This is a genomic window from Nisaea sp., from assembly GCF_965216895.1.
In the GTDB taxonomy this organism is placed as follows: domain Bacteria; phylum Pseudomonadota; class Alphaproteobacteria; order Thalassobaculales; family Thalassobaculaceae; genus Nisaea.
This window is the reverse complement of sequence record NZ_OZ244205.1, coordinates 2,120,783-2,141,902: the sequence shown is the minus strand read 5'-3', so window position 1 is coordinate 2,141,902 and position 21,120 is coordinate 2,120,783. Positions and strand designations below refer to the sequence as shown.

Genomic DNA, 21,120 nt, shown 5'->3' with positions numbered 1-21,120 from the left:
CTTTACTCGGCCGCGTCCTGGTAGGCCTCGAGCGGCGGGCAGGAGCAGATCAGGTTCTTGTCGCCGTAGGCCTGGTCGATCCGGGCCACCGGTGGCCAGTACTTGGCTTCGCGCAGGGACTTCACCGGGAAGGCCCCGCGTTCGCGGGGATACTTCCGGTCCCAGTCGTCCGCCATCAGGTCGGACGCGGTGTGCGGCGCGAAGGCGAGCGGGCTTTCCTCGTGGGTCAGCTTGCCCTCCTCGATCTCCCGGATTTCCTTGCGGATCGCGATCATCGCCTCGCAGAATCTGTTCAGCTCGGAGAGCGGCTCGCTCTCGGTCGGCTCGATCATCAGCGTGCCGGGCACCGGGAAGGACATGGTCGGGGCATGGAAGCCGTAGTCCATCAGCCTTTTCGCGACGTCGTCGACGGTGACGCCGGTCGCGTCCTTCAGCGGACGCAGATCGATGATGCATTCATGCGCGACGAGACCTTTCTTGCCTTTGTAGAGTACCGGATAGTGGTCCTCGAGACGGCGGGCGATGTAGTTGGCCGAAAGGATCGCCACCTCTGTCGCGTCCCGGAGGCCGTTGGCGCCCATCAGTTCGATATAGCTCCAGGAGATCGGCAGGATGCCTGCGCTGCCGTAGGGCGCCGCGCTGACCGGACCGATCGCGCTTTCCGGCGTGCCGAGCGCGTTGTGGCCGGGCAGGAAGGGGGCGAGATGTGCACCGACACCGATCGGGCCGACGCCGGGGCCGCCGCCGCCATGCGGGATGCAGAAGGTCTTGTGCAGGTTGAGGTGGCTGACATCGGAGCCGAACTGGCCCGGCTTGCAGATCCCGACCATGGCATTGAGGTTGGCGCCGTCCATGTAGACCTGCCCGCCATGCTCGTGGATCAGGTCGCAGATCTCGGTGATGGTTTCCTCGAAGACGCCGTGGGTCGAGGGATAGGTGACCATGAGCGCGGCGAGGCTGGCTCTGTGCTGCTCCGCCTTCGCCTTCAGGTCCTCCATATCGACATTGCCGTTCTCGTCGCATTTTACGACCACGACCTTCATCCCCGCCATCGCGGCCGAGGCCGGGTTGGTGCCGTGGGCCGAACTCGGGATCAGACAGATGTTCCGTCCGCTCTCGCCCCGGCTCTCGTGATAGGCGCGGATCGCCAGCAGGCCGGCATATTCGCCTTGGGAGCCGGCGTTCGGTTGCAGCGAGACGGCGGCATAGCCGGTGATCTCTGCCAGCATCCGCTCGAGCTCCGAGATCATCTGGTGATAGCCCTCGACCTGGTCGCGCGGGGCGAAGGGATGCACGTCGGAGAAGGCGGCCCAGGTCACCGGGATCATCTCTGTGGTCGCGTTCAGCTTCATGGTGCAGGAGCCGAGCGGGATCATCGAGCGGTCGAGCGCCACGTCCTTGTCCGCAAGGCGGCGCAGATAGCGCAGCATCTCGGTCTCGGAGTGGTAGCTGTTGAAGGCCGGATGGGTGAGGAAGTCGCTCTTTCGCACCAGTGTCTCTGGCAGCGCGTCCGGCGTGCGGCCGGAGACCTCCTCGTAGGTCAGCTCCTTCATCGAATCGAAGGCCATCATGGCCCAGAGCCGCTCGACCAGTTCCCTGGTGCAGGTCTCGTCGAGCGAGATGCCGACCTTGTTGTCTTCGAAGATCCGCAGGTTCACGCCTTCGATGCGGGCCGCCTCGATGACGGAGCCGGTCCAGTCGCCGGTTTCGACGAGGATGGTGTCGAAGAAGCGGTCATGGGCGATCTTGTATCCGAGGTCGCGCAGGCCCTGCGCCAGGATCGCGGTGCGGCGATGTACCCGGCGGCCGATCTTCCGGAGCCCGTCTGGCCCGTGATAGCAGGCATAGGCGGCGGCCATGACCGCGAGCAGGACCTGGGCCGTACAGATGTTGCTGGTCGCCTTCTCGCGCCGGATATGCTGCTCGCGGGTCTGTAGCGCGAGGCGGTATGCCTTGTCGCCGTTGCGGTCCACCGAGACGCCGACGATGCGGCCCGGGATCGAGCGTTTGTACGCGTCCTTCGTCGCGAAATAGGCGGCATGCGGGCCGCCGAAGCCGAGCGGAACACCGAAGCGCTGGCTGGTGCCGATGGCGACATCGGCGCCGAACTCGCCCGGAGGGGTGAGCTGGGTCAGGGCGAGAAGGTCCGCCGCGACCACGGCGAGGGCACCCTGCGCATGCGCCTTCTCGACGATGGCGGCATAGTCCGAGACCGCGCCGTTGGTGTCCGGGTACTGCAGCAGCACGGCGAAGGCGTCTTCCGGAAATCCTTCGCTCTCGTCGCCGACGACGACGGAAATGCCGATCGGCGCGGCTCGGGTTTTCAGCACGTCGATGGTCTGCGGGTGGCAGTTCGCGGAGGCGAAGAAGACATTGCCCTTGTTCCTGGAGGCCTTCTGGCAGAACGCCATGGCCTCGGCGGCCGCGGTCGCCTCGTCGAGCAGGGAGGCGTTGGCGATCTCCAGGCCTGTCAGGTCCGAGACCATGGTCTGGAAGTTCAGCAGCATTTCCAGACGGCCCTGGCTGATCTCCGGCTGGTAGGGCGTGTAGGCGGTGTACCAGGCCGGGTTCTCAAGGATGTTGCGCTGGATCACGGCCGGGACGCGGGTACCGTAATATCCCATGCCGATCAGCGAGCGGTTCACCACATTGTTGTTGGCGTATTGCCGCAGCTTCTGCAGGACGGCGCTCTCGGTCTGGGCGGGCGGCAGGGCGAGCGCGTCTTTGGAGCGGATTTTCGGCGGAACGGCATCGTCGATCAGGGCGTCGAGGCTCTCGTAACCGAGGGCCGCGAGCATGGCCGTCTGTTCTTCCTGGCTCGGACCGATATGGCGGCGAATGAACTCGTCGCTCTCTTCCTGTTCGGCAAAGGCCAGTCTGTTGTCCGTCATCGCGCTCATCGCGTCTGCTCCTTCCGGCACCGGGGCCGTGCGTCGTTCTTCGCTTTGTTGGGGCGCGGCCGGTTTCCCGTCGGGGGCCACGCCCGTACCTCAGGCCTCGGTGTGGGCCTTGTAGGCATCGGCATCCATCAGGGCCTCGAACTCGGCCTTGTCGGAGATCTTCATCTTGTAGAACCAGGCCGCGCCTTCCGGATCGCTGTTCACCAGGTCCGGCGTGTCGGCGAGCGCATCGTTCGCTTCGACCACTTCGCCCGCCACCGGGGCGTAGAGTTCGCTCGCGGCCTTCACGGATTCGACAACGGCGGTCTCGTCGCCCTTGGCGACCTGCTTGCCGACATCCGGGACTTCCACGAAGACGACTTCGCCGAGCTGTTCCTGGGCGAAGTCGGTGATGCCGACGGTGCCGATCTCGCCGTCGAGATCGATCCATTCATGGTCTTCGGTATAGCGGCGCTCGCTCATCTCTCTGTTCCCCTCGGGTGCTTTGTTTTCAACGTTTGTAACCGTTCGGAACGAACGGCATCTTGGCAGTCCTGGCCGGTAGGGCTTTGCCCCGAACGACAACATTTACGGCGCTTCCGGCGGTGGCATGTTCCGCCCCGACGTAACCCATCGCGACCGGTGCCTCGAGCGTGGGGCCGAAGCCGCCGCTGGTGATCGCGCCGATGGTGGTGCCGTCCGGCGCCTGGATCTCGGTGCCCTCGCGGGCGGGCGCGCGGCCCTCCGGCAGGATGCCGACGCGTTTGCGGCTTGTGCCCTCGGCGATCTGCTTCAGAATCACCTCGGCGCCGGGGAAGCCGCCTTTGGCGCGCCGGCGCTTGCCGATCGACCAGGTCAGCGCGGCCTCGACCGGAGTCGTGGTCTCGTCGATATCATGGCCGTAGAGACAAAGCCCGGCTTCGAGGCGCAGCGAATCGCGGGCGCCGAGACCGATCGCCTCGACATGGTCCTGCGCCAGCAGCTTGCGCGCGAGGGCGTCGGCCTGGCCGGCCGGAACAGATATTTCGTAGCCGTCCTCGCCGGTATAGCCGGAGCGGGTGACGAAGCAGAGAACCCCGTCGATATCGATTTCCATGCCGGTCATGAAAGTGAGGGTGGCCGCCGCGGGCGCGAGGGCGGACAGCGCCATCTCGGCGCCGGGGCCCTGCAGCGCGATCAGGGCGCGATCCTCCAGGACCTCGATGTCCGAGGAAAGATGCGCACGCATGTGGCGGATGTCGGCATCCTTGCAGGCCGCGTTCACCACGACCATCAGCCCGCCCTCGATCCGGCAGACCATCAGGTCGTCGAGGATGCCGCCGGACTCGTTGGTGAACATCGTATAGCGCATATGCCCGTGTCTGAGCCCGTCGAGATCGCCCGGCACCAGCCGTTCGAGATCGCGCGCCGCGTCGGGGCCGGTCAGTTTCACCTGTCCCATATGGGAGACGTCGAACAGCCCCGCCTTTGCGCGGGTATGCAGATGCTCCGCTTTCACGCCCATCGGGTATTGTACGGGCATGTCATAGCCGGCGAACGGCACCATCTTGGCGCCGAGCTCGACATGCAATGCATGCAGCGGTGTCTTGAGAAGGGTCTGGTCCGAGCTCTGGTCCGACATGGGTCACTCTCCGGTCAGCGTAAGGCATCCCGGCGAAATGCCGGAACCTGCCCCCTCTGTCGCTAACCTGAGAGATTCACCCGGCGAACTCTGTGCCGGGCTTTCACCGTGGGTGAGGCGGTTTCCCGCCTGCTTTCCAGAGAATCCTCGCCTCGAAGTCCTTTTGCCTGAGAGTTTCCGGGGGCGGTTGCTCCTTCGGCGCCGGCCCGGTGGCAACAAGTGGGCCGATCTCTCCCTCGAGGGTCATCGGTAGTGGCGGCAAGGATAATCGGGCGCGGGAGAAAAGAAAAGAGGGCTCAGCGCCGCTGACCGCGATTGTACCTAAGCTGCTCCGGCGTCAGCTGGAAGCCGATCAGCACCCGGTATCTGTTCAGGGTCAGTTTGTCCGCCGTGTAGGGAATCCTCGGTGCAAACTCGTCGGTGACCGCGACACGGCGCAGATTCCCCTTGAAAGGCAGGGTATTGCTGAAGGTCTCCTTGGCAATGACGGAACCGGTCTCGTCGGCGATGGCGAGGAAATAGGTAACATCCGCCCGGTTGGCCCGGTTCGCCGGGCCGCGCGTGGCGACGACCTGGAAGGCGATATCCATCACCAGGCCGTCGCGCTCGAAATTGCAGACCGCGCTGAGGCCGCCGAGGCGGGCATCGAATCGCACGTCGGTGAGGTCGCCGACGGCGTCGTCGGCAAATGCCGTCATTTGATCGAGATCGCTGACGAAATCTGTCTTGGGGCAGCCCGGCGGCGGGCCGTCATCCGAAGAACAGGCCGCCAACAGAGCCAGCAGCGCCAGCGGGAACGCGGCGCGGGTCACGGAGCGGAGACGCAGACGGGAAAGCATGGGGCCAGCTCTGTCAGGGTTTGAAACGCGGCCACACTAACCCGATCACTCCATGCCCGCAAATGGCCCGGAGCCTGCAAAGCGTCGCGGTCTGTCTTCTATGGACAAGTCCCGGCAGACGGACTACATCGCGGGGCATGACCCGAGCCGATCTCACCATATTGCTGGCAACGCCGCGCGGTTTCTGCGCCGGGGTGGACCGTGCGATCCAGATTGTCGAGCGCAGCCTCGAGAAGTATGGCGCGCCGGTCTATGTGCGGCACGAGATCGTGCATAACCGCTACGTGGTCGAGGGGCTGGAAAGGAAGGGCGCGGTCTTCGTCGAGGAACTGGATCAGGTGCCGGTCGACGCGCCGGTCGTGTTCAGCGCCCACGGGGTGCCGAAATCCGTCCCGGCCGAGGCGGAGCGGCGCAAGATGGTCTATCTCGACGCCACCTGTCCGCTCGTCAGCAAGGTGCACCTGGAAGCCGAGCGTCATCTCAAGCAGGGCCGTCACATCGTGCTGATCGGCCATGCGGGGCATCCCGAAGTGATCGGCACCATGGGGCAGGTTCCGGACGGAGCGATCACCCTTGTCGAGACCCGCGAGGATGCGGAGACGGTCAGTTTCGAGGGCCGTCCGGATCTCGCCTATATCACCCAGACCACGCTCTCGGTCGATGATACCGCGGAGATCGTCGCGGTGCTGCAGCGTCGCTTTCCGAAGATGGTCGCGCCGGCCAAGGAAGATATCTGCTACGCCACCACCAACCGCCAGGAGGCGGTGAAGGCGATCGCCGAGCGCTGCGACGGCATGGTCGTGATCGGCGCACCGAATTCCTCCAACTCCAAGCGTCTCGTAGAGGTCGCCAGGGGACGCGGCTGCGAGAAGGCGCTGCTGATCCAGCGCGCGATCGACATCGACTGGGACTGGATGGCGGATGTCTCGGTGCTCGGCATCACCGCCGGCGCCTCGGCGCCCGAAATACTGGTGGACGAGGTGATCGAGGCCTGCCGCGCGCGGCGGAACGTCACCATCGAGGAGGTCACGGTCGCCCGCGAGGACGTTCGCTTCAAACTGCCCCGCGACCTGGCGAGCTGATCCCGTGGCCGTCTATACCTCCGTTTCCGACGAGGATCTCGAATCCTTCCTGAAAGCATACGACATCGGCGAGCCGCTCTCCTTCGCGGGCATCGCGGAGGGGGTCGAGAACTCGAACTTCATGGTTCGGACGACCGGGGGCACCTACATCCTCACGCTGTACGAGAAGCGTGTCGACGCGGACGATCTGCCCTTCTTCCTCAACCTGATGGATCACCTATCGGCCAAGGGGCTGTCCTGCCCGCAGCCGGTGCGCGCCCGCTCAGGCGCGGTGCTGAGCACGCTGAACGGCCGGCCGGCCGCGGTGGTGACTTTCCTGGACGGCGTCTGGCACCGCAAGGTGACGCCCGCGCACTGTCATGCGCTCGGCGGCGAGCTCGCCCGCATGCACGCGCTGGGGGCTGATTTCGCCATGGTGCGGGAGAACAATCTCTCCGTTGCGTCCTGGCGCCCTCTGCTCGACTCCTGCGGCCCGCAGTCGGACGAAGTGAAATCGGGACTCTTTGCCTTCCTCGAGGCGGAGATCGACTTCCTGGAGACGAACTGGCCGAAAGGCCTGCCGCGCGGCGTGGTCCATGCCGATCTTTTTCCGGACAATGTCTTCTTCCTCGGCGACAGGGTCTCGGGTTTCATCGACTTCTATTTCGCCTGCACCGACATGCTGGTCTACGACCTCGCGATCTGCCTCAACGCCTGGTGTTTCGAGACGGACGGCAGCTTCAACGTGACAAAGGCCCGGCAGATGATCTCGTCCTACGACGCGGTCCGCAGGCTCTCCAAAGAGGAGCTCGACGCCCTGCCGGTGCTTGCCCGCGGCTCCGCCACCCGCTTTCTGCTGACCCGGCTCTATGACTGGATCAACCACCCGGAAGGGGCCTTCGTGAAGCCGAAGGATCCGATGGAATATCACCGCAAGCTGAGCTTCCATCAGTCTGTCTCCTCGGTCGCGGGTTACGGCATCTGATGGCGTCGAAACGGGTCGAGATCTTCACCGACGGCGCCTGCAGCGGCAATCCGGGGCCGGGCGGATGGGGCGCGATCCTGCGCTACGGCGATGCCGAGAAGGAACTTTCCGGCGGCGAGAAAGAGACCACGAACAACCGCATGGAACTGATGGCCGCGATCACCGCGCTGGAGACGCTGACCCGGCCGATGCATGTCGACATCTACACCGACAGCACCTATGTCCGCGACGGCATCACCAAGTGGATCCACGGCTGGAAGAAGCGCGACTGGCGCACCGCGGACAAGAAGCCGGTGAAGAACCTGGAGCTCTGGCAGCGGCTCGAGGCGGCCTGCGGCCGGCACGAGATCGACTGGCACTGGGTCAAGGGCCATGCCGGCCATCCCGAGAACGAGCGCGCGGACGAACTGGCCCGCCTGGCCATCCCGTGAGCAGCGGGGCCGACGGGAAGTCCCGCTGGGACATCGTGATCCTCGCGGTCCTGGCCGGCGTCGTCGCCGCGCTGCAGGTCGGCAAGGTGCCGCTGGCCCTGCCGGAGCTGCGCACCGACCTCGGCCTCTCGCTGGTCGGCGGCGGCTGGCTCGCCTCCCAGCTGCATCTCTTCGCGGCGATCTTCGCGATCGGCATGAGCATGGCGACCGACCGGCTCGGGCCGGCGCGGCTTCTGGTCTGGGCGATGCTGACCATGGCGGCGGGCTCCGCGCTCGGCGTGTCCTCCGAATCCGCGGTCTTGCTGTTCGCCGGCCGCGCCCTTGAAAGCCTCGGCTTTCTCGCGACCTCGATATCGGCACCGACCCTGATCGTCGCTGCCGCACGCCCGCGCGACCGTTCCCTCGCGCTCGGCTGCTGGTCGGCCTATTTCCCGGTTGGCGCCGCCATCGCCATGGTCGCCGCCCCCGCCTTCCTCGCCGCATGGGGCTGGCGCGGTCTCTGGCTTGCCGACTCGGCCGTTTGCATCGCCATGGCTCTGCTCCTCTGGGTCATGTTGCATCCAGACCGCTGGTCCGGGGTTCCGCAACCGCATCGCGGCCGCGGCTTGCGGGACGTGCTCGAGACGCTGCGCCTGCCCGCGCCCTATCTCTTCGCGCTCGCGTTTTTCTTCTATGCCTGCGCCATCTTCGCCCTGATGACCTGGATGCCGACCTTCCTGATCGAGCACATGGGGTATTCGCTGGAGCGCGCGGCGCTGTTGGGGGCGCTTGTCGTGGTAATCAACGTGGTCGGCAATCTCGGGGCGGCCTGGCTCATGCATCGCGGCCTGCCGCGCTGGGTCATCCTCGCGATCAGCTTTCTCGGCGCGATCGCCACCGCCTGGTTCGTTTTCGCCGGGACCGCGCCGGACACGCTCCGGGTACCGGCGGCGATTGCGATGTCCTGCGTCTGCGGCGTGCTGCCGGCGGCCTGCCTTGCCGGCGCGCCCGCCCATGCCCGCAGCGCGGCCGAGGTTGCGACCTGCAGCGGCGTGGTGGTGCACGGGTCCAATCTCGGCAACCTGCTGGCGGCGCCGATCTTCGCCACCGTGGTAACTTATTTCGGCGGCTGGTCGAACGGTCACCTGCCGATGATCGGCGTCGGTATCCTCGGGTTGCTCGTCACCGTCGCTGTGCGCTCGGTCGACCGGGCGCGCTAGCCCGCGCCGAAGCGCTCTGACAGCGCATCGAAGCCGCTCTTGTAGATGAACTGCACGATACCGGCCGCCTTCTCTTCCGCGCCCTCGTCGGGGGCGAAGGCAGAGCGCCAGCGGACGATCGAGCCGCCGTCGGCATCCTCGACACTCATCCAGGCGGAGTAGTTCTCCAGCGGGAAGGGCTTGCCGACAATCGCGTAGCGCATCCTGCGACCGTCTTCGTCGCGCTCGAGCTGGACTTCGTCAAAGACCGGGCCGCTCTTGGCGCTATGGACCCGCCGGATCCCGCCGCCGGCGATTGCCTCGGTCCTGTCGACCGCCGGATGCCACTGGTGGATGTTGAGGAAATCCCCCACCACCGCCCAGACATCGGCCGCCGGGGCCGCCAGTTTCACGCTCATATCGACTGTCGCCATCGAAACCTCCCTCGGTATCGCTGCGAGTGAGCCTACGGCCTGTACGGAAATCCGAAAAGGGTTCGCTACGCTCCCAAACTCTGAAGTTTCCGCAAGCCGGGTGTTTGGCGCTGTCCGAGTCGCGCGTCAGCCGCAATGTCACAACTTGACACCAAATGTCGATTGACGCCCATTGATTGAAAATTTCTTATCTTCTTGTTCTTTTTGCTTGGAGGAAGAAATGAAAATTGTATCCGGTCTGTTGTTCTTGGGGCTGGTTCTTGGTTTTGCCGGGAGTGCATCCGCGACCGATGCTTGGAATTGCAGGCGCCGTACCAATTGAGCGTGAAGAAGCAGGATTCCGGCTCCGTCGAATATTGCCAGGCAACTGTAAGCGGCCAGGACAGCAACGGCACTTGGCTGGTGGAGGGGGTCTCGAATACGGCTGTCGACACCGAGACCTGCACAATGCTGATGCAGGATGGGAACAGCTCATGCGAGATCGATGTTGTCGATCCGCCGTTTACGTTCCTGAACGCCCAGATGACGACAATCAGCGACTATTGCAATCAGTACCGCATCGATCATTCCTCCAACTGGAAGGCACAGATCTATGTCTTCAAGGTTGTGAAGAACAACTGATCCTGAGAGTTTCCGGATTCATACCGTCCTTGCCCGGCGCATGGCGCCGGGCGAAACTGTTTGGCGGGCGCTGCCAATGCTCCAATTGCGACGCGATGGACCGGGCCTTTGTCGCCATGCGGCTCGCCTCATTGGTGCGGACCTGATCGACTAACCCCTGCACAATGGCGCCGGGCAGGGGAGACGCTTCATGAAATCGCATGCGCAGGTCGTGGTCATCGGCGGGGGCGTCGTCGGCTGTTCCGTGCTCTACCACCTGACCAAGCTCGGCTGGAAGGACGTGGTCCTGGTCGAGCGCAGCGAGCTCACCTCCGGTTCGACCTGGCACGCGGCCGGCGGGATGCACACGCTGAACAGCGATCCGAACGTCACCAAGCTGCAGAAATACACCATCGACCTCTACAAGGAGATCGAGGAGATCTCCGGCCAGGCGACCGGCGTGCATCTCTCCGGCGGCATCATGGCGGCAGGCACGCAGGAGCGCGTCGATTACCTGAAGACCATGGTCGCGAAGTCGAAATATATGGGTCTCGATATCGACTTCATCTCGCTCGACGAGGTGCAGCGCCTGCACCCGCTCTGCGACGCGAAGCATTTCGTCGGCGCGGTCTACGATCCGAACGAAGGGCATGTCGATCCCTCCGGCGTGACCAACGCCTACGCGATCTCGGCGCGCAAGGGCGGGGCGGAGATTTACCGCCACACCAAGGTCGAGGAGCTCGTCTCGGAAAAGGACGGCACCTGGTCTGTGGTCACCGACAAGGGCACGATCCGTTGCGAAAAGGTGGTCAACGCCGGCGGCCTCTGGGCCCGCGAGGTCGGCCGCATGGTCGGGCTGGAACTGCCGGTGCTGGCGATGGAGCACCATTACCTGATCACCGAGCCGCTGGACGAGATCAAGGCGCTCGAGGCGGAGCTGCCGCACCTGATCGATTTCGAGGCGGAGATCTATACCCGACAGGAGGGTCAGGGCTTCCTGCTCGGGACCTACGAGAAGGCCTGCGTGCCCTGGTCGCCGCACGAGACGCCGTGGGATTTCGGCCACGAGCTGCTGCAGCCGGACCTGGACCGCATCGCGCCCTCGCTCGACGTCGCCTACCAGCACTTCCCGTTCCTCGCCGAGGCCGGGGTGAAGTCGATGATCAACGGGCCCTTCACCTTCGCGCCCGACGGCAACCCGCTGGTCGGCCCGGTTCCGGGCCTGCGGAACATGTACCTCGCCTGCGGCGTCATGGCCGGTTTCAGCCAGGGCGGCGGCGTCGGCCTCGCGCTGGCGCAATGGATGATCGAGGGCGAGCCGGACATGGACGTCTTCGCCATGGACTGCGCCCGCTTCGGCAATTACGCGACCAAGGGCTACGCCTACGAGAAGGTGAAGGAAAACTATTCCCGCCGCTTCTCGATCACCTTCCCGAACGAGGAACTGCCGGCGGCGCGGCCGCTCCGCATGACCGCGATCTACGACCGGCTGAAGGCGAAGAACGCGGTCTTCGGCGCCTCCTACGGACTGGAGCATGCGCTCTGGTTCGCGCCGGAGGGCACGGAACCGGTGGAGAACGTGACCTTCGGCCGCTCCAATGCCTTCGGTCCGGTGGGCGAGGAATGCAAGGCGGTCCGCGAGGGCGTCGGCATGATCGAGATTTCCAACTTCGCCAAGTACGAGGTGACGGGCGAGGGGGCGGAAGCGTGGCTCTCCGAGCTGATGACCAACAGGATGCCGCGCACCGGCCGCATCGTGCTGACGCCGATGCTGAACCGGCAGGGCAGGATCATCGGCGATTTCACAATCGCCAGGCTCGCCGAGGACCGTTTCATGATCTTCGGCTCCGGCGTCGCCGAGATGTTCCATCTGCGCTGGTTCTGGGATCATCTGCCGGAAAGCGGCGTCGAGATCCGCAGCCGCTGCCAGGATCTCGTCGGCCTTTCCATTGCGGGGCCGAAGGCGGCGGACCTGCTGGCGAATCTCACCCACGAGGACGTCTCCACGGCGGCGATGCCCTTCATGTCCTTCCGGGAAATGAATATCGGCCGGCTGCATGCCATGGTCGGAAGGCTCTCCTTCACCGGCGAGCGGGGCTACGAGATCTGGGTCCGGCCGGACTATCTGCTCGCGCTCTATGACCTGCTTGTCGAGGAGGGAGCCGAATTCGGACTGAAGCATTTCGGCGGCCGGGCGCTGAATTCGCTGCGGCTGGAGAAGAGCTTCGGCGGATTCCTGCGTGAATTCACGCCGGACTATTCGCCCTTCGAGGCCGGGCTGGAGCGCTTTGTCGACATGTCGAAAAACAGTTTCATCGGCCGCGACGCGCTGGCCGCCGAACAGGCGGCGGGAGGCGGAAAGTACAGGCTGATCACGCTCACCGTCGATGTCGGGGAGATCGATCCGATCGCCGACGAGCCGATCTTCCACGATGGCAGGGCCGTGGGCTGGGTGACCTCCGGCGGCTTTGGCCATTCGACCGGCAAGAGCATCGCGCTCGGTTACGTGCCGCGGGATATTGCGGAGAAGACCGAGGGCTTCGAGGTCGAGATTCTCGGCAGGATCCTGCGGGCGCACCGGGTGGACGCGCCGCTGCACGACCCGAAGGGCATGCTGATGCGCGGCTAGGCAGCCGGCCGCTCTACCGCTTGCGGGCGATCAAGAAAACGGCCTTGGCTGGCCCCGGCTGCCAGTTTTCCTCGATCTCGAAGCCTGCCGCCGCGATGTCGTCGAGCAGCGTCTCGACCGTGAAGAAGCCGACCCAGGGCACGAAGCCGAGCCAGCGCGCGGGGGGCAGCACGAAGCGCAGCCAGCCCGTCCGGATCCCTGCGAGACACGGCGTGGAGGTGACGAAGAGCCCGCCCGGTTTCAACAGGCGGGCCGCCTTCGCGATCGCGTCCCGGCGTTTCGGCAGCAGGTGCAGGATGCTGTGCGCCATGACCATGTCATAGGTTGCGTCCGCGGCCTCCAGGCTGTCGAAATCGGCGGTCTCGAAGCTGACGTTCCCGATCCCGGCAGCGTCCGCCTTGCGGCGGGCGATCTCCAGCATTTTCGGCGAAATGTCCGTCGCTCGGATGTGGGCCACATGCGGCGCGTGATGCAGCGCCGTGGTCCCGGTGCCGCAGCCGATTTCGAGCAGCTTCATCTCCGGCGAGAGCCGCGCCCGGGTCTGGGCCAGCTTGTACTCGTACGCGGCCTGGTCCCCGACGGGGCGCCTGGCGTAGCCTTCCGCGTGCCTGTTCCAGAACCCGGCCGTATCGGTCATTGCTCTCTCCCCGTTTGCGGGGCTTTTTGTGGTTAATCAGGCGTCTTGTCGAGAGGCGAATCGGCGGGCGGGAGTCAAAAAGCCGCGATTGCGGCAGCGGCGCTGTGTCAGTGCGCTGTTCCGATCCGGCGTAACTCGTTCAGTGCCATATGTTTATAGGCATGGACGAGCCTCGCGCCTTCATCCGGACCCATCGAGATTGCGAGCCGCATGGTCGACTCGCCGAGATGCATGATCAGGAAACACGCCGTGGCGGCGCCCTGTCTGTCGCAGTCAGGTGCCACACGGCAAAGAGCCTCCGTCAAGACCTCGCCGCTTCTGCGGCTTTCCGCGATTTCGAGATCCCTCAGGGTCTTGTCCGCGCCCATTGCGGAATTGATGTCGCGAATGACCGGTTCCGCCCGGAACAGGCCGAAATAGACGTCGATCAAGGCGCCGAACGCGTCACAGAGCGCATCGAGCGTATCCGCGTCCGCCAGCCCGTCCTCGATGCATCCGAGGCACTCCGCTCCGTAATGTTCGGCAAGTGCCCGGATGATCGCGCTCTTGTCGGGGAAGTACTGGTAGAGCGAGCCGATCGAGACGCCGGCGAGCCGCGCCACCTCGCTCATCGTCATCGCCTCGCTGCCCTTCTCGGCGATCACCGAGATGGCGCAGTTCAGCATCTGCTCGACCCGCGCACGGCTGCGCTCCTGGTTCGGCATGCGCCGGAGCGAGATGTGCTCCAACGCGACATGCGACATATCCGGCAGTTCTTTCGACATGACCTCTCCGTGAAACCGGCTGCCATCAGAGCAAATTCCGTTGACTCGGTAAATGTGAGAGTTTATCAGATTTCTAAATATGAGGATTGCTCACATTTCAGGAGATGACGATGACAATGCATTCAGACGACACGCCGGTCCTGATTCTCGGCGGGACCGGCAAGACCGGACGCCGGGTCGTGAAGGGGCTGGTCGAGCGGGGGCGCCCGGTGCGGATCGGCTCGCGCAGCGCGGCTTTGCCGTTTGACTGGAATGCGCCGGAAAGCTGGGCTCCGGCCGTCGCCGGGGCGTCCGCGATCTACATCACCTATCAGCCCGATCTCGCGGTGCCGGGAGCGGTGGAGGCCATTCGGCGCCTCGCGGCGACGGCACTTGAGGGCGGTGTCAAAAGGATGGTGCTGCTGTCCGGTCGCGGAGAGCCGGAAGCCGAGGAGGCGGAACAGGCCCTGATCTCATCGGGCGCCGACTGGACAATTATCCGGGCAAGCTGGTTTCTGCAGAATTTCAGCGAGACCTTCCTGCTCGATGCCCTGAAGGCCGGGGAGGTCGTCCTGCCGGTGGGCGACACGGCGGAGCCGTTCATCGATGTCGAGGATATCGCAGAAATTGCGGTCACGGCGCTGACCGAACCGGGCCATTCCGGGGCGCTCTATGAAGTCACCGGCCCGGAGCTCCTGAGTTTCCGCGAGGCGGTTGCGGCGATCTCGGAGGCGGCGGGCCGTTCGATCACGTTCCGCCAGGTGTCTGCCGGGGACTACGCCGCCATGCTGCGGGGGTACGGTGTGCCTGCCGAAGAGATTTCGCTGCTGCTCTATCTCTTCACTACGGTGCTGGATGGCCGCAATGCGCAGCTGGCCGACGGCGTGCAGCGCGGCCTCGGACGCCCGCCCGCCCGCCTTTCCGAATATCTCGCCCGCACCGCTCCGACTGGCATCTGGAAGGCGCAGGAGCCGGCGATGGTCTGAGCGCGGTCGGAGTCCGCTCCGAACGCTGAAATGCCCGTGGCGCAACAATGCCGCGGGTTTTTCGTTTGCGGTCACCCGGATGTGGCGCGCATCCTGAAGCATGACCGACCCTCGCCTGCTGCTGCTCAATCCGGAAGACAATGTCCTGGTCCTGCGCCGGGGCATTGATGCTGGCGAGCGTTTCGAGGTCGGGTTCTGCGAAATTGTCGCGGACCGCAGCCTCAATCTCGGACACAAGGTGGCGCGCCACGCCATCGCCGAGGGAGAGCCGGTCCTGAAATACGGTGCCGTGATCGGCGTGGCGACCGCACCCATACCGGCGGGCGCGCATGTTCACGTGCAGAATGTCCGCAGCAACTACACGCCGACCTACAGTCTGCCGGAGGACGGGGCATGAGTGCGCTCACAGGCTACCCGCGCAGCGACGGGCGCAAGGGCATCCGCAATGTCCTGCTGGTCGCCTACCTCGTCGAGTGCGCGCATCATGTCGCCCGCGAGATCACGCTGCGCTTCCGGGACCGTGACGTCCATCTGATCGGCTTTCCCGGCTGCTATCCGAACGAATACGCGCAGCGCATGATGACGGCGCTTTGCACCCATCCGAATGTCGGCGGGGCGCTGCTGCTGTCGCTCGGCTGCGAGTCCTTCAACAACCGGCTGCTGCGCGAGCAGGTCGCCGCCACCGGCCGGCCGGTGAAGACGGTCACGATCCAGCAGGTCGGCGGAACGCGTGCCGCGATCGCGGAAGGCGTGGCCTTCATCGAGGATCATCTGGGCGCGCTCGAGGCTGCCGAACGGGTGCCGATGGAAACCTCCGAACTGGTGGTCGGGACGATCTGCGGCGGCTCCGACGGGACGTCCGGCATCACCGGCAATCCGGCGGCCGGACGCGCCTTCGACATGCTGATCGGCAACGGTGCGGCCTGCATCTTCGAGGAGACCGGCGAGCTGATCGGCTGCGAGCACATCATGGCCGCCCGGGCTGCGACGCCGGAGCTCGCCCTCGAACTCGAGGCCAGCGTCGCCAAGGCGGCCCGCTACTACGCGACGCTCGGCTACGGTTCCTTCGCGGCAGGCAACGCAACCGGCGGGTTGACCACCATCGAGGAGAAATCGATGGGCGCCTATGCCAAATCCGGCGCCTCGCCTATTGTCGGGCTGCTGAAGCCGGGCGACGTGCCGCCAACGGGCGGGCTCTACCTGCTCGACGTGGTGCCGGACGGCGAGGTCCGCTACGGCTTTCCGAATATCAACGACAATGCCGAGATCGCAGAGCTGATGGCCTGCGGCGCGCATATCAATCTGTTCGTCACCGGTCGCGGCTCTGTCGTCGGCTCTGCGATCTCGCCGGTGATCAAGATCTGCGCCAATCCAGAGACCTACCGGCGGATGGCGGACGACATGGATGTCGATGCCGGACGTATTCTCGAAGGCAAAGCGGAACTGGACGAGGTGGGGACGGAGATAAGGGACCTGGTGCTGGAGGTGGCCGGCGGCGCGCGGACCCGGTCCGAGGATCTCGGCCATCAGGAATTCATCCTGACCTACAAGACTTTCGAGCCGATCGGCCCGGCCTGCCTGCCGGCCGCGGAATAAGGAAAATACAAAGACCAATTGGGGGGAACCATGTCGATCACCGAGCGACTGGAGAAATGCTACACGGGCGTCGTGCATGACGTGATGCGCGGCATGGGGCTGAAGGATTTCACCCTGCCGCCGGAACTGCGGCCGATCCTGCCGGAAAAGCCGATGGCCGGACCCGCCTTCACCATCCTCGGCAAGGTCGACCCGACGGCGGACGCGCACGAGACCCTGCTCGCCTGGACCGGACTGCTCTCCAAGGCGCCGGCGGGTTCCGTCTGGGTCTGCCAGCCGAACGATCGCACGGTGGCGCATATGGGCGAGCTCTCGGCCGAGACGCTGAAGGACAAGGGCGTGCGCGGCTGCGTTGCCGACGGTTTTGCCCGCGACGTGAACTTCCTGCTCGATATCGGCTTCCAGACCTGGTGCCGCGGCTTCACGCCGCGCGACATCGTCGGCTGGTGGCTGCCGGCGGCAACCGAGGTGGATGTGCGCATCGGCGACGTTGTGATCGAACCGGGCGACTACATGATCGGCGACCGGGACGGGCTCATCCGTGTGCCGAAGGGAATCGTCGAGGACGTGGTGGAGAAATCGGAAACGGCGATCACGACCGAGAACAAGGTCCGTACCGCGATCCTCGCCGGCACCGACCCGCAGGAAGCCTATCTGAAATACGGCAAGTTCTGAGTCGCCGGGGAGAAGAGAGACGCCACAAGGCGTCCGCAGTTGGGAGGAAAACATGAGTGAACTCAAGGGGATCATTGCGCCCTTCACGACGCCGTTCAAGGAGAGCGGGGAGATCGATTTCGGTCTGGTCAAGGGCCAGGTCGACTGGCTGATCGAGAACGGCGTCCATGGTCTCGCCGCGGGCGGCAGCACCGGCGAGGGGCATGCTCTCGGGCGTGAGGAATACAAGGACCTGATGGCGGCGACGGTGGAGGCGGTCGGTGGCCGCGTGCCGGTGGTCGCCGGGATCATCGCGAACGCGACCGCCGAGGTTGCTGCGCGCGGGCACCTGGTGAAGGACCTGGGGGTCGCTGCCCTGCAGGTGACGCCGCCGCACTACCTCTTCCGGCCCGACGATGACGCGATGGTGCGGCATTTCGCCGAGATCCATGCCGAGTGCGGCGTGCCGATCCTGATCTATAACGTGGTCCCGTGGTGCTATCTCTCGCCGGACCTGCTGCTGCGGATCATGGACGAAGTGCCGGGCGTGCTCGGGGTCAAGCAGAGTGCCGGCGACATGAAGCTCTTTGCCGACCTGATCCGCCGGGCGAACCCGCGGAACATGATCTTCAGCGCCGTCGACGCCTTGCTCATGTCCTCCTACCAGCTTGGCGCGCCGGGTGCGATCGCGGCGATCCTGACCGCGGCGCCTGGTCCGTCGGTAAAGCTATGGGATGCAGTTTCGGCACAGGACTGGGATTCCGCGCTCGACCTGCACCAGCGGCTGATGCCGGTCTGGGATGCGGTCGGGGTCGACAACATGCCGTCGCTGGTGAAATACGCGCAGCAGCTTCAGGGGGTCGACGCCGGACTCGCCCGGCGACCGACCTCGCCCGCAACCGAGGCGCAGAAGGCGGAGGTGCGCCGGGCCCTCGACGGGCTCGGGCTGCTGTAGACCGCGGCATGGCGGTGTCGCGGCTTGTTCATTTGCCGTTCTCCGGAACAGGCGCACATTGCACGGCCTGATCGTTCCGCGCCTCCCAGGCGTCGCAACGGTGACGCTGCGGCGCCGCCCGAGGCAGAGCGAGGTTCTTGCCCGTGCCCACCGGATCTTCGAGGGGCGCGCGCAAGAGTGAGCGATTTCTTACTATGATATCTAAGACGGAGCTATTACACGGAAGCGTGTCTGTCCTTCATTCGTTAGATCCTGATGAAATACAAAAGGCTTTATCTACCGATCGAAGAGTCGGCGCGTGAGCTTAATGCGCGTCTGCCTTTGGTGTTCCGTGCTGCCGCGCGTGGGTACATGGTGATTGTCGGCGATCAATGGTCGATGGTCCGCAACCTGAACAAGTTCATGCCTGGTGTGGTGTTTCTAAAGGGCAGCAATACGGTCCAGAGCAACTGGGCTGGACACGCGAGAGACAGCGGTCACCGTGTCGTGGCGATCGACGAGGAAGTCACCGCGATGGCGGACAGGAGATTTGTTCTCCAGGGCGTGACATCGCAATTCCTCGGAAGACTGGACAAGTTCTTTTTTCAGGGACCGCACCAGCATCGAATTTTCCTCGACGAGTTTCCGGAACACAAAGATCGGTTTGTGGTCACTGGAAACCCCCGGTTCGATCTGCTGTCGTCATCGATGACCAGATCCTTCGAGCCAGATGTCGCGCGCATTCGCGGCCGGTTCGGCCGGTATATTCTCGTGAATACGAATTTTGGTGCCGGGAACACCGGCCATGGCAGTCGCGAAGAGTTTGTCGCCGTCTGCGAACGGGTCGGGTACGCGAAATGGGACGACCCCGAAGACCGTGCATGGTTCGAGGCGACGTTCAGTTTCGAAGAGCAGAACATGATGCGGTTTCAGGAAATGGTGCTGGCGCTCAGGGACCGTTTCCCGGGCCATCAGATTATCCTGCGGCCACATCCCTCCGAGGACCATTCGTATTGGCACCGCGCTTTGGCCGGACAGGATCGCGTTCATGTCGTTTTTGAAGGCGCCGCCACGCCCTGGATGCTCGGCGCGGATATCCTGATTCACAATACCTGCACGACGGGTACGGAGGCCATGGTCATGGGAGTGCCAGTGGCAGCCTTTGCACCTTACACGAACTGGGTGGAGAGTATCTTTCTCTCTAATTTGGTGACACCCGTGTTCAGGGATCTGGGCCAGCTCTTCAAGGCGGTTGAAGCGGCAATAGACGATCGCGCCAGTGCGGTGTCGGCCATTAAGGAGGAGTTCGGAGATACGCTGTCCGACCATATCGCTCTGGGGGAGAATTGCGGAGCAACGACTGCAATCCTGTCGGCTTTGGACGAACTGGATCTGCCTGCTTTCGAGGGATCGTTGTTCCGGGCCGGTGACAACAAGCTGACCTTCGTCAAACTAGATGAATATCGAATGAGGAAACTGCAGCTCTCGCGTTCCGATGTGATGCAGAACATGCAGAATATCGCTCGCGGAATGGGGATCTCGGCAAAGTTACACGTGCATCGGGTGAGTGGTTCGATCCATGCGATCTACGCCGGGGAATGATTATTGAGCGGCATTCAACGCGGAAGAGCCGTCTGCTAACAAGGTTGGCGGCGTTTCTGTCGAAGCTGCCACGTCGTTGCAAGAATTCAGATGTCGACCAAATCCCGTGGTGATGCCAAAAACGCGGGCGTTATCAATGTTCCCGCCATGGACAGTCAATTGCCCGTACGATAGTACGCCCCACGATCCGGTACGTTGCGATACCGCGCCGTCGCGGGTTTTTCATTTGCCGTGAGTCCGAACAGGCGCACATTTCATGGCATGATTGCTCCACGACTCCTCAGTGTCGCGACGGCGGTGCCGCAGCATCGCCTCTGCCAGGGTGACGCTCTTTCCCATGCGAAGCGCATTTTTCAGGAACGGGCGCCGGAATTTGCCAGGATGGCGCCGGTCTACGGAAATGCGGGGGTCGCGGCGCGATATCTTTCCGTCCCGCTCGACTGGTTCGAGACGCCGCGCAGCTGGAGCGAGGCCAATGGGGTCTATCTCCATGCGGCGGAGGATCTGCTCGCCCTATCGGCTGAGCGGGCGCTGGAGCGCGCGGGCCTCGTACCGGAAGTTGTCGATACGCTCGTGACCGTCTCCAGCACCGGTATTGCGACGCCGAGCCTCGATGCACGTCTGATGCGCCGCATCGGCTTTCGCAGTGATGTGAAGCGGGCACCGCTCTTCGGCCTCGGCTGTGCCGGCGGCGTGCTCGGGCTCGGGCGGGCGGCGCAGCTCGCGACCGTCCGGGAAGGCGAAACCGTGTTGTTGCTGGTGGTCGAACTCTGCAGCCTGACCTTTCGCTGGCGCGACACTGGCAAGTCCAATCAGGTCGCGGGCGCGCTGTTCGGTGACGGCGCGGCTGCCGCGGTGCTGCGGGGCGGCGGAGGCGGAGGCGGAGTGTCCGTGACGGCCTGGGGCGAGCATACCTGGCCGGACTCGCTCGACGTCATGGGGTGGTCCGTCGAGGAAGATGGGCTCGGCGTGATTTTCAGCCAGCGCATTCCCGAGATCGTGCGGGCCGGCATGCGCGAGGAGACCGAGCGTTTCCTCGCGAAGCACAATCTGACCCTTGCCGATATCGACCTGTTTGCCTGCCATCCGGGAGGCGCAAAGGTGGCGGCGGCTCTGGAGGCGGCCTATGGCCTGCCGGAAGGCGGCCTGCGGACGTCGCGCGCGATCCTCAACGACTACGGCAACATGTCCGCGGCGACGGTCCTGTTCGTTCTCGATCGGATGATGGAGGCTGGCACAGTCGGTCAGCGGATCCTCGCTCAGGCCCTTGGTCCGGGGTTCACCGCGGGCTTTGCCGTTCTGGAGGGCTGA

20 protein-coding genes and 2 riboswitches are annotated in these 21,120 nt (G+C 64.6%); of the genes, 13 read left to right on the top strand and 7 right to left on the bottom strand.

The genetic code is table 11. The features are described from left to right. Positions 1-2 precede the first annotated feature (2 nt). The 4 genes from gcvP to ACOOE1_RS10240 all read right to left on the bottom strand — a co-directional run bounded on the left by gcvP (position 3) and on the right by ACOOE1_RS10240 (position 5,339). On the bottom strand, positions 3-2,900 hold the full coding sequence (gcvP, locus tag ACOOE1_RS10255; protein WP_420406252.1) for an aminomethyl-transferring glycine dehydrogenase: 2,898 nt from the start codon (positions 2,898-2,900) through the stop codon (positions 3-5). 90 nt (positions 2,901-2,990) lie between these two features. Further along, positions 2,991-3,362, bottom strand: a complete 372-nt coding sequence (gcvH, locus tag ACOOE1_RS10250) for a glycine cleavage system protein GcvH (RefSeq protein ID WP_420406251.1) — start codon at positions 3,360-3,362, stop codon at positions 2,991-2,993. Between the two features lie 28 nt (positions 3,363-3,390). Next, positions 3,391-4,500, bottom strand: a complete 1,110-nt coding sequence (gcvT, locus tag ACOOE1_RS10245) for a glycine cleavage system aminomethyltransferase GcvT (RefSeq protein WP_420406250.1) — start codon at positions 4,498-4,500, stop codon at positions 3,391-3,393. Positions 4,501-4,554: 54 nt separating this feature from the next. Next, positions 4,555-4,642, bottom strand: a riboswitch (glycine riboswitch). 3 nt (positions 4,643-4,645) lie between these two features. Continuing rightward, positions 4,646-4,747: riboswitch (glycine riboswitch) on the bottom strand. 49 nt (positions 4,748-4,796) lie between these two features. Then, complete coding sequence (locus ACOOE1_RS10240; protein WP_420406249.1) at positions 4,797-5,339, bottom strand: hypothetical protein; 543 nt, start codon at positions 5,337-5,339, stop codon at positions 4,797-4,799. Between the two features lie 137 nt (positions 5,340-5,476). On the opposite strand from ACOOE1_RS10240, the gene ispH reads away from it, so the two are divergent. The 4 genes from ispH to ACOOE1_RS10220 are packed head-to-tail and all read left to right on the top strand — an operon-like array spanning position 5,477 to position 9,015. Next, positions 5,477-6,421, top strand: coding sequence for a 4-hydroxy-3-methylbut-2-enyl diphosphate reductase (ispH, locus tag ACOOE1_RS10235; protein ID WP_420406248.1), 945 nt, complete (start codon positions 5,477-5,479; stop codon positions 6,419-6,421). A 4-nt stretch (positions 6,422-6,425) separates the two neighbouring features. Continuing rightward, a complete protein-coding gene (locus tag ACOOE1_RS10230) occupies positions 6,426-7,385 on the top strand; it encodes a homoserine kinase (RefSeq protein ID WP_420406247.1) in 960 nt (319 codons plus the stop codon). Continuing rightward, positions 7,385-7,816 carry a ribonuclease HI gene (gene rnhA, locus ACOOE1_RS10225; protein ID WP_420406246.1) on the top strand — a complete coding sequence of 144 codons (432 nt, stop codon included), beginning with the start codon at positions 7,385-7,387 and terminating at the stop codon, positions 7,814-7,816. The genes ACOOE1_RS10230 and rnhA overlap by 1 nt, the downstream gene beginning before the upstream one ends. Then, positions 7,813-9,015, top strand: coding sequence for a CynX/NimT family MFS transporter (locus tag ACOOE1_RS10220; protein ID WP_420406245.1), 1,203 nt, complete (start codon positions 7,813-7,815; stop codon positions 9,013-9,015). The genes rnhA and ACOOE1_RS10220 overlap by 4 nt, the downstream gene beginning before the upstream one ends. On the opposite strand, the gene ACOOE1_RS10215 is transcribed toward ACOOE1_RS10220, so the two are convergent. After that, complete coding sequence (locus ACOOE1_RS10215; protein ID WP_420406244.1) at positions 9,012-9,428, bottom strand: SRPBCC family protein; 417 nt, start codon at positions 9,426-9,428, stop codon at positions 9,012-9,014. The genes ACOOE1_RS10220 and ACOOE1_RS10215 overlap by 4 nt on opposite strands. Positions 9,429-9,746: 318 nt before the next feature. On the opposite strand from ACOOE1_RS10215, the gene ACOOE1_RS10210 reads away from it, so the two are divergent. Both ACOOE1_RS10210 and ACOOE1_RS10205 read left to right on the top strand, forming a co-directional pair. Next, entirely contained in the window at positions 9,747-10,049 is a 303-nt protein-coding gene (locus ACOOE1_RS10210) for a hypothetical protein (protein ID WP_420406243.1), read from the top strand. Between the two features lie 190 nt (positions 10,050-10,239). After that, positions 10,240-12,657, top strand: a complete 2,418-nt coding sequence (locus tag ACOOE1_RS10205) for a GcvT family protein (protein WP_420406242.1) — start codon at positions 10,240-10,242, stop codon at positions 12,655-12,657. Positions 12,658-12,670: 13 nt separating this feature from the next. On the opposite strand, the gene ACOOE1_RS10200 is transcribed toward ACOOE1_RS10205, so the two are convergent. Together ACOOE1_RS10200 and ACOOE1_RS10195 are read right to left on the bottom strand one after the other, a co-directional pair. Beyond that, the gene (locus tag ACOOE1_RS10200; RefSeq protein ID WP_420406241.1) at positions 12,671-13,294 is read right to left on the bottom strand and encodes a class I SAM-dependent methyltransferase; all 624 of its coding nucleotides are present in this window, start codon (positions 13,292-13,294) and stop codon (positions 12,671-12,673) included. Positions 13,295-13,401: 107 nt separating this feature from the next. Then, on the bottom strand, positions 13,402-14,058 hold the full coding sequence (locus ACOOE1_RS10195; RefSeq protein ID WP_420406240.1) for a TetR/AcrR family transcriptional regulator: 657 nt from the start codon (positions 14,056-14,058) through the stop codon (positions 13,402-13,404). Between the two features lie 110 nt (positions 14,059-14,168). On the opposite strand from ACOOE1_RS10195, the gene ACOOE1_RS10190 reads away from it, so the two are divergent. The 7 genes from ACOOE1_RS10190 to ACOOE1_RS10160 all read left to right on the top strand — a co-directional run bounded on the left by ACOOE1_RS10190 (position 14,169) and on the right by ACOOE1_RS10160 (position 21,120). Beyond that, positions 14,169-15,023, top strand: a complete 855-nt coding sequence (locus tag ACOOE1_RS10190) for an NAD(P)H-binding protein (protein WP_420406239.1) — start codon at positions 14,169-14,171, stop codon at positions 15,021-15,023. Positions 15,024-15,123: 100 nt separating this feature from the next. Next, a complete protein-coding gene (locus ACOOE1_RS10185; protein ID WP_420406238.1) occupies positions 15,124-15,420 on the top strand; it encodes a UxaA family hydrolase in 297 nt (98 codons plus the stop codon). Then, the gene (locus ACOOE1_RS10180; protein ID WP_420406237.1) at positions 15,417-16,619 is read left to right on the top strand and encodes a UxaA family hydrolase; all 1,203 of its coding nucleotides are present in this window, start codon (positions 15,417-15,419) and stop codon (positions 16,617-16,619) included. The genes ACOOE1_RS10185 and ACOOE1_RS10180 overlap by 4 nt, the downstream gene beginning before the upstream one ends. A 30-nt stretch (positions 16,620-16,649) precedes the next feature. Continuing rightward, positions 16,650-17,294, top strand: coding sequence for an RraA family protein (locus ACOOE1_RS10175; RefSeq protein ID WP_420406236.1), 645 nt, complete (start codon positions 16,650-16,652; stop codon positions 17,292-17,294). A gap of 52 nt (positions 17,295-17,346) precedes the next feature. Beyond that, a complete protein-coding gene (locus ACOOE1_RS10170) occupies positions 17,347-18,228 on the top strand; it encodes a dihydrodipicolinate synthase family protein (protein ID WP_420406235.1) in 882 nt (293 codons plus the stop codon). A gap of 255 nt (positions 18,229-18,483) precedes the next feature. Further along, positions 18,484-19,809: a surface carbohydrate biosynthesis protein gene (locus ACOOE1_RS10165; RefSeq protein ID WP_420406234.1), complete on the top strand. Its 1,326-nt coding sequence runs from the start codon at positions 18,484-18,486 to the stop codon at positions 19,807-19,809. A gap of 261 nt (positions 19,810-20,070) precedes the next feature. Continuing rightward, positions 20,071-21,120, top strand: coding sequence for a type III polyketide synthase (locus ACOOE1_RS10160; RefSeq protein WP_420406233.1), 1,050 nt, complete (start codon positions 20,071-20,073; stop codon positions 21,118-21,120).

Coding starts and splice junctions, on each gene's coding strand:
- rnhA (WP_420406246.1), top strand. CDS start 7,385: ATGGCGTCGAAACGGGTCGAGATCTTCACCGACGGCGCCTGCAGCGGC.
- ACOOE1_RS10180 (WP_420406237.1), top strand. CDS start 15,417: ATGAGTGCGCTCACAGGCTACCCGCGCAGCGACGGGCGCAAGGGCATC.
- ACOOE1_RS10240 (WP_420406249.1), bottom strand. CDS start 5,339: ATGCTTTCCCGTCTGCGTCTCCGCTCCGTGACCCGCGCCGCGTTCCCG.
- gcvT (WP_420406250.1), bottom strand. CDS start 4,500: ATGTCGGACCAGAGCTCGGACCAGACCCTTCTCAAGACACCGCTGCAT.
- ispH (WP_420406248.1), top strand. CDS start 5,477: ATGACCCGAGCCGATCTCACCATATTGCTGGCAACGCCGCGCGGTTTC.
- ACOOE1_RS10195 (WP_420406240.1), bottom strand. CDS start 14,058: ATGTCGAAAGAACTGCCGGATATGTCGCATGTCGCGTTGGAGCACATC.
- ACOOE1_RS10165 (WP_420406234.1), top strand. CDS start 18,484: ATGAAATACAAAAGGCTTTATCTACCGATCGAAGAGTCGGCGCGTGAG.
- ACOOE1_RS10205 (WP_420406242.1), top strand. CDS start 10,240: ATGAAATCGCATGCGCAGGTCGTGGTCATCGGCGGGGGCGTCGTCGGC.
- ACOOE1_RS10175 (WP_420406236.1), top strand. CDS start 16,650: ATGTCGATCACCGAGCGACTGGAGAAATGCTACACGGGCGTCGTGCAT.
- ACOOE1_RS10160 (WP_420406233.1), top strand. CDS start 20,071: ATGATTGCTCCACGACTCCTCAGTGTCGCGACGGCGGTGCCGCAGCAT.
- ACOOE1_RS10185 (WP_420406238.1), top strand. CDS start 15,124: ATGACCGACCCTCGCCTGCTGCTGCTCAATCCGGAAGACAATGTCCTG.
- gcvH (WP_420406251.1), bottom strand. CDS start 3,362: ATGAGCGAGCGCCGCTATACCGAAGACCATGAATGGATCGATCTCGAC.
- gcvP (WP_420406252.1), bottom strand. CDS start 2,900: ATGAGCGCGATGACGGACAACAGACTGGCCTTTGCCGAACAGGAAGAG.
- ACOOE1_RS10215 (WP_420406244.1), bottom strand. CDS start 9,428: ATGGCGACAGTCGATATGAGCGTGAAACTGGCGGCCCCGGCGGCCGAT.
- ACOOE1_RS10190 (WP_420406239.1), top strand. CDS start 14,169: ATGACAATGCATTCAGACGACACGCCGGTCCTGATTCTCGGCGGGACC.
- ACOOE1_RS10170 (WP_420406235.1), top strand. CDS start 17,347: ATGAGTGAACTCAAGGGGATCATTGCGCCCTTCACGACGCCGTTCAAG.
- ACOOE1_RS10200 (WP_420406241.1), bottom strand. CDS start 13,294: ATGACCGATACGGCCGGGTTCTGGAACAGGCACGCGGAAGGCTACGCC.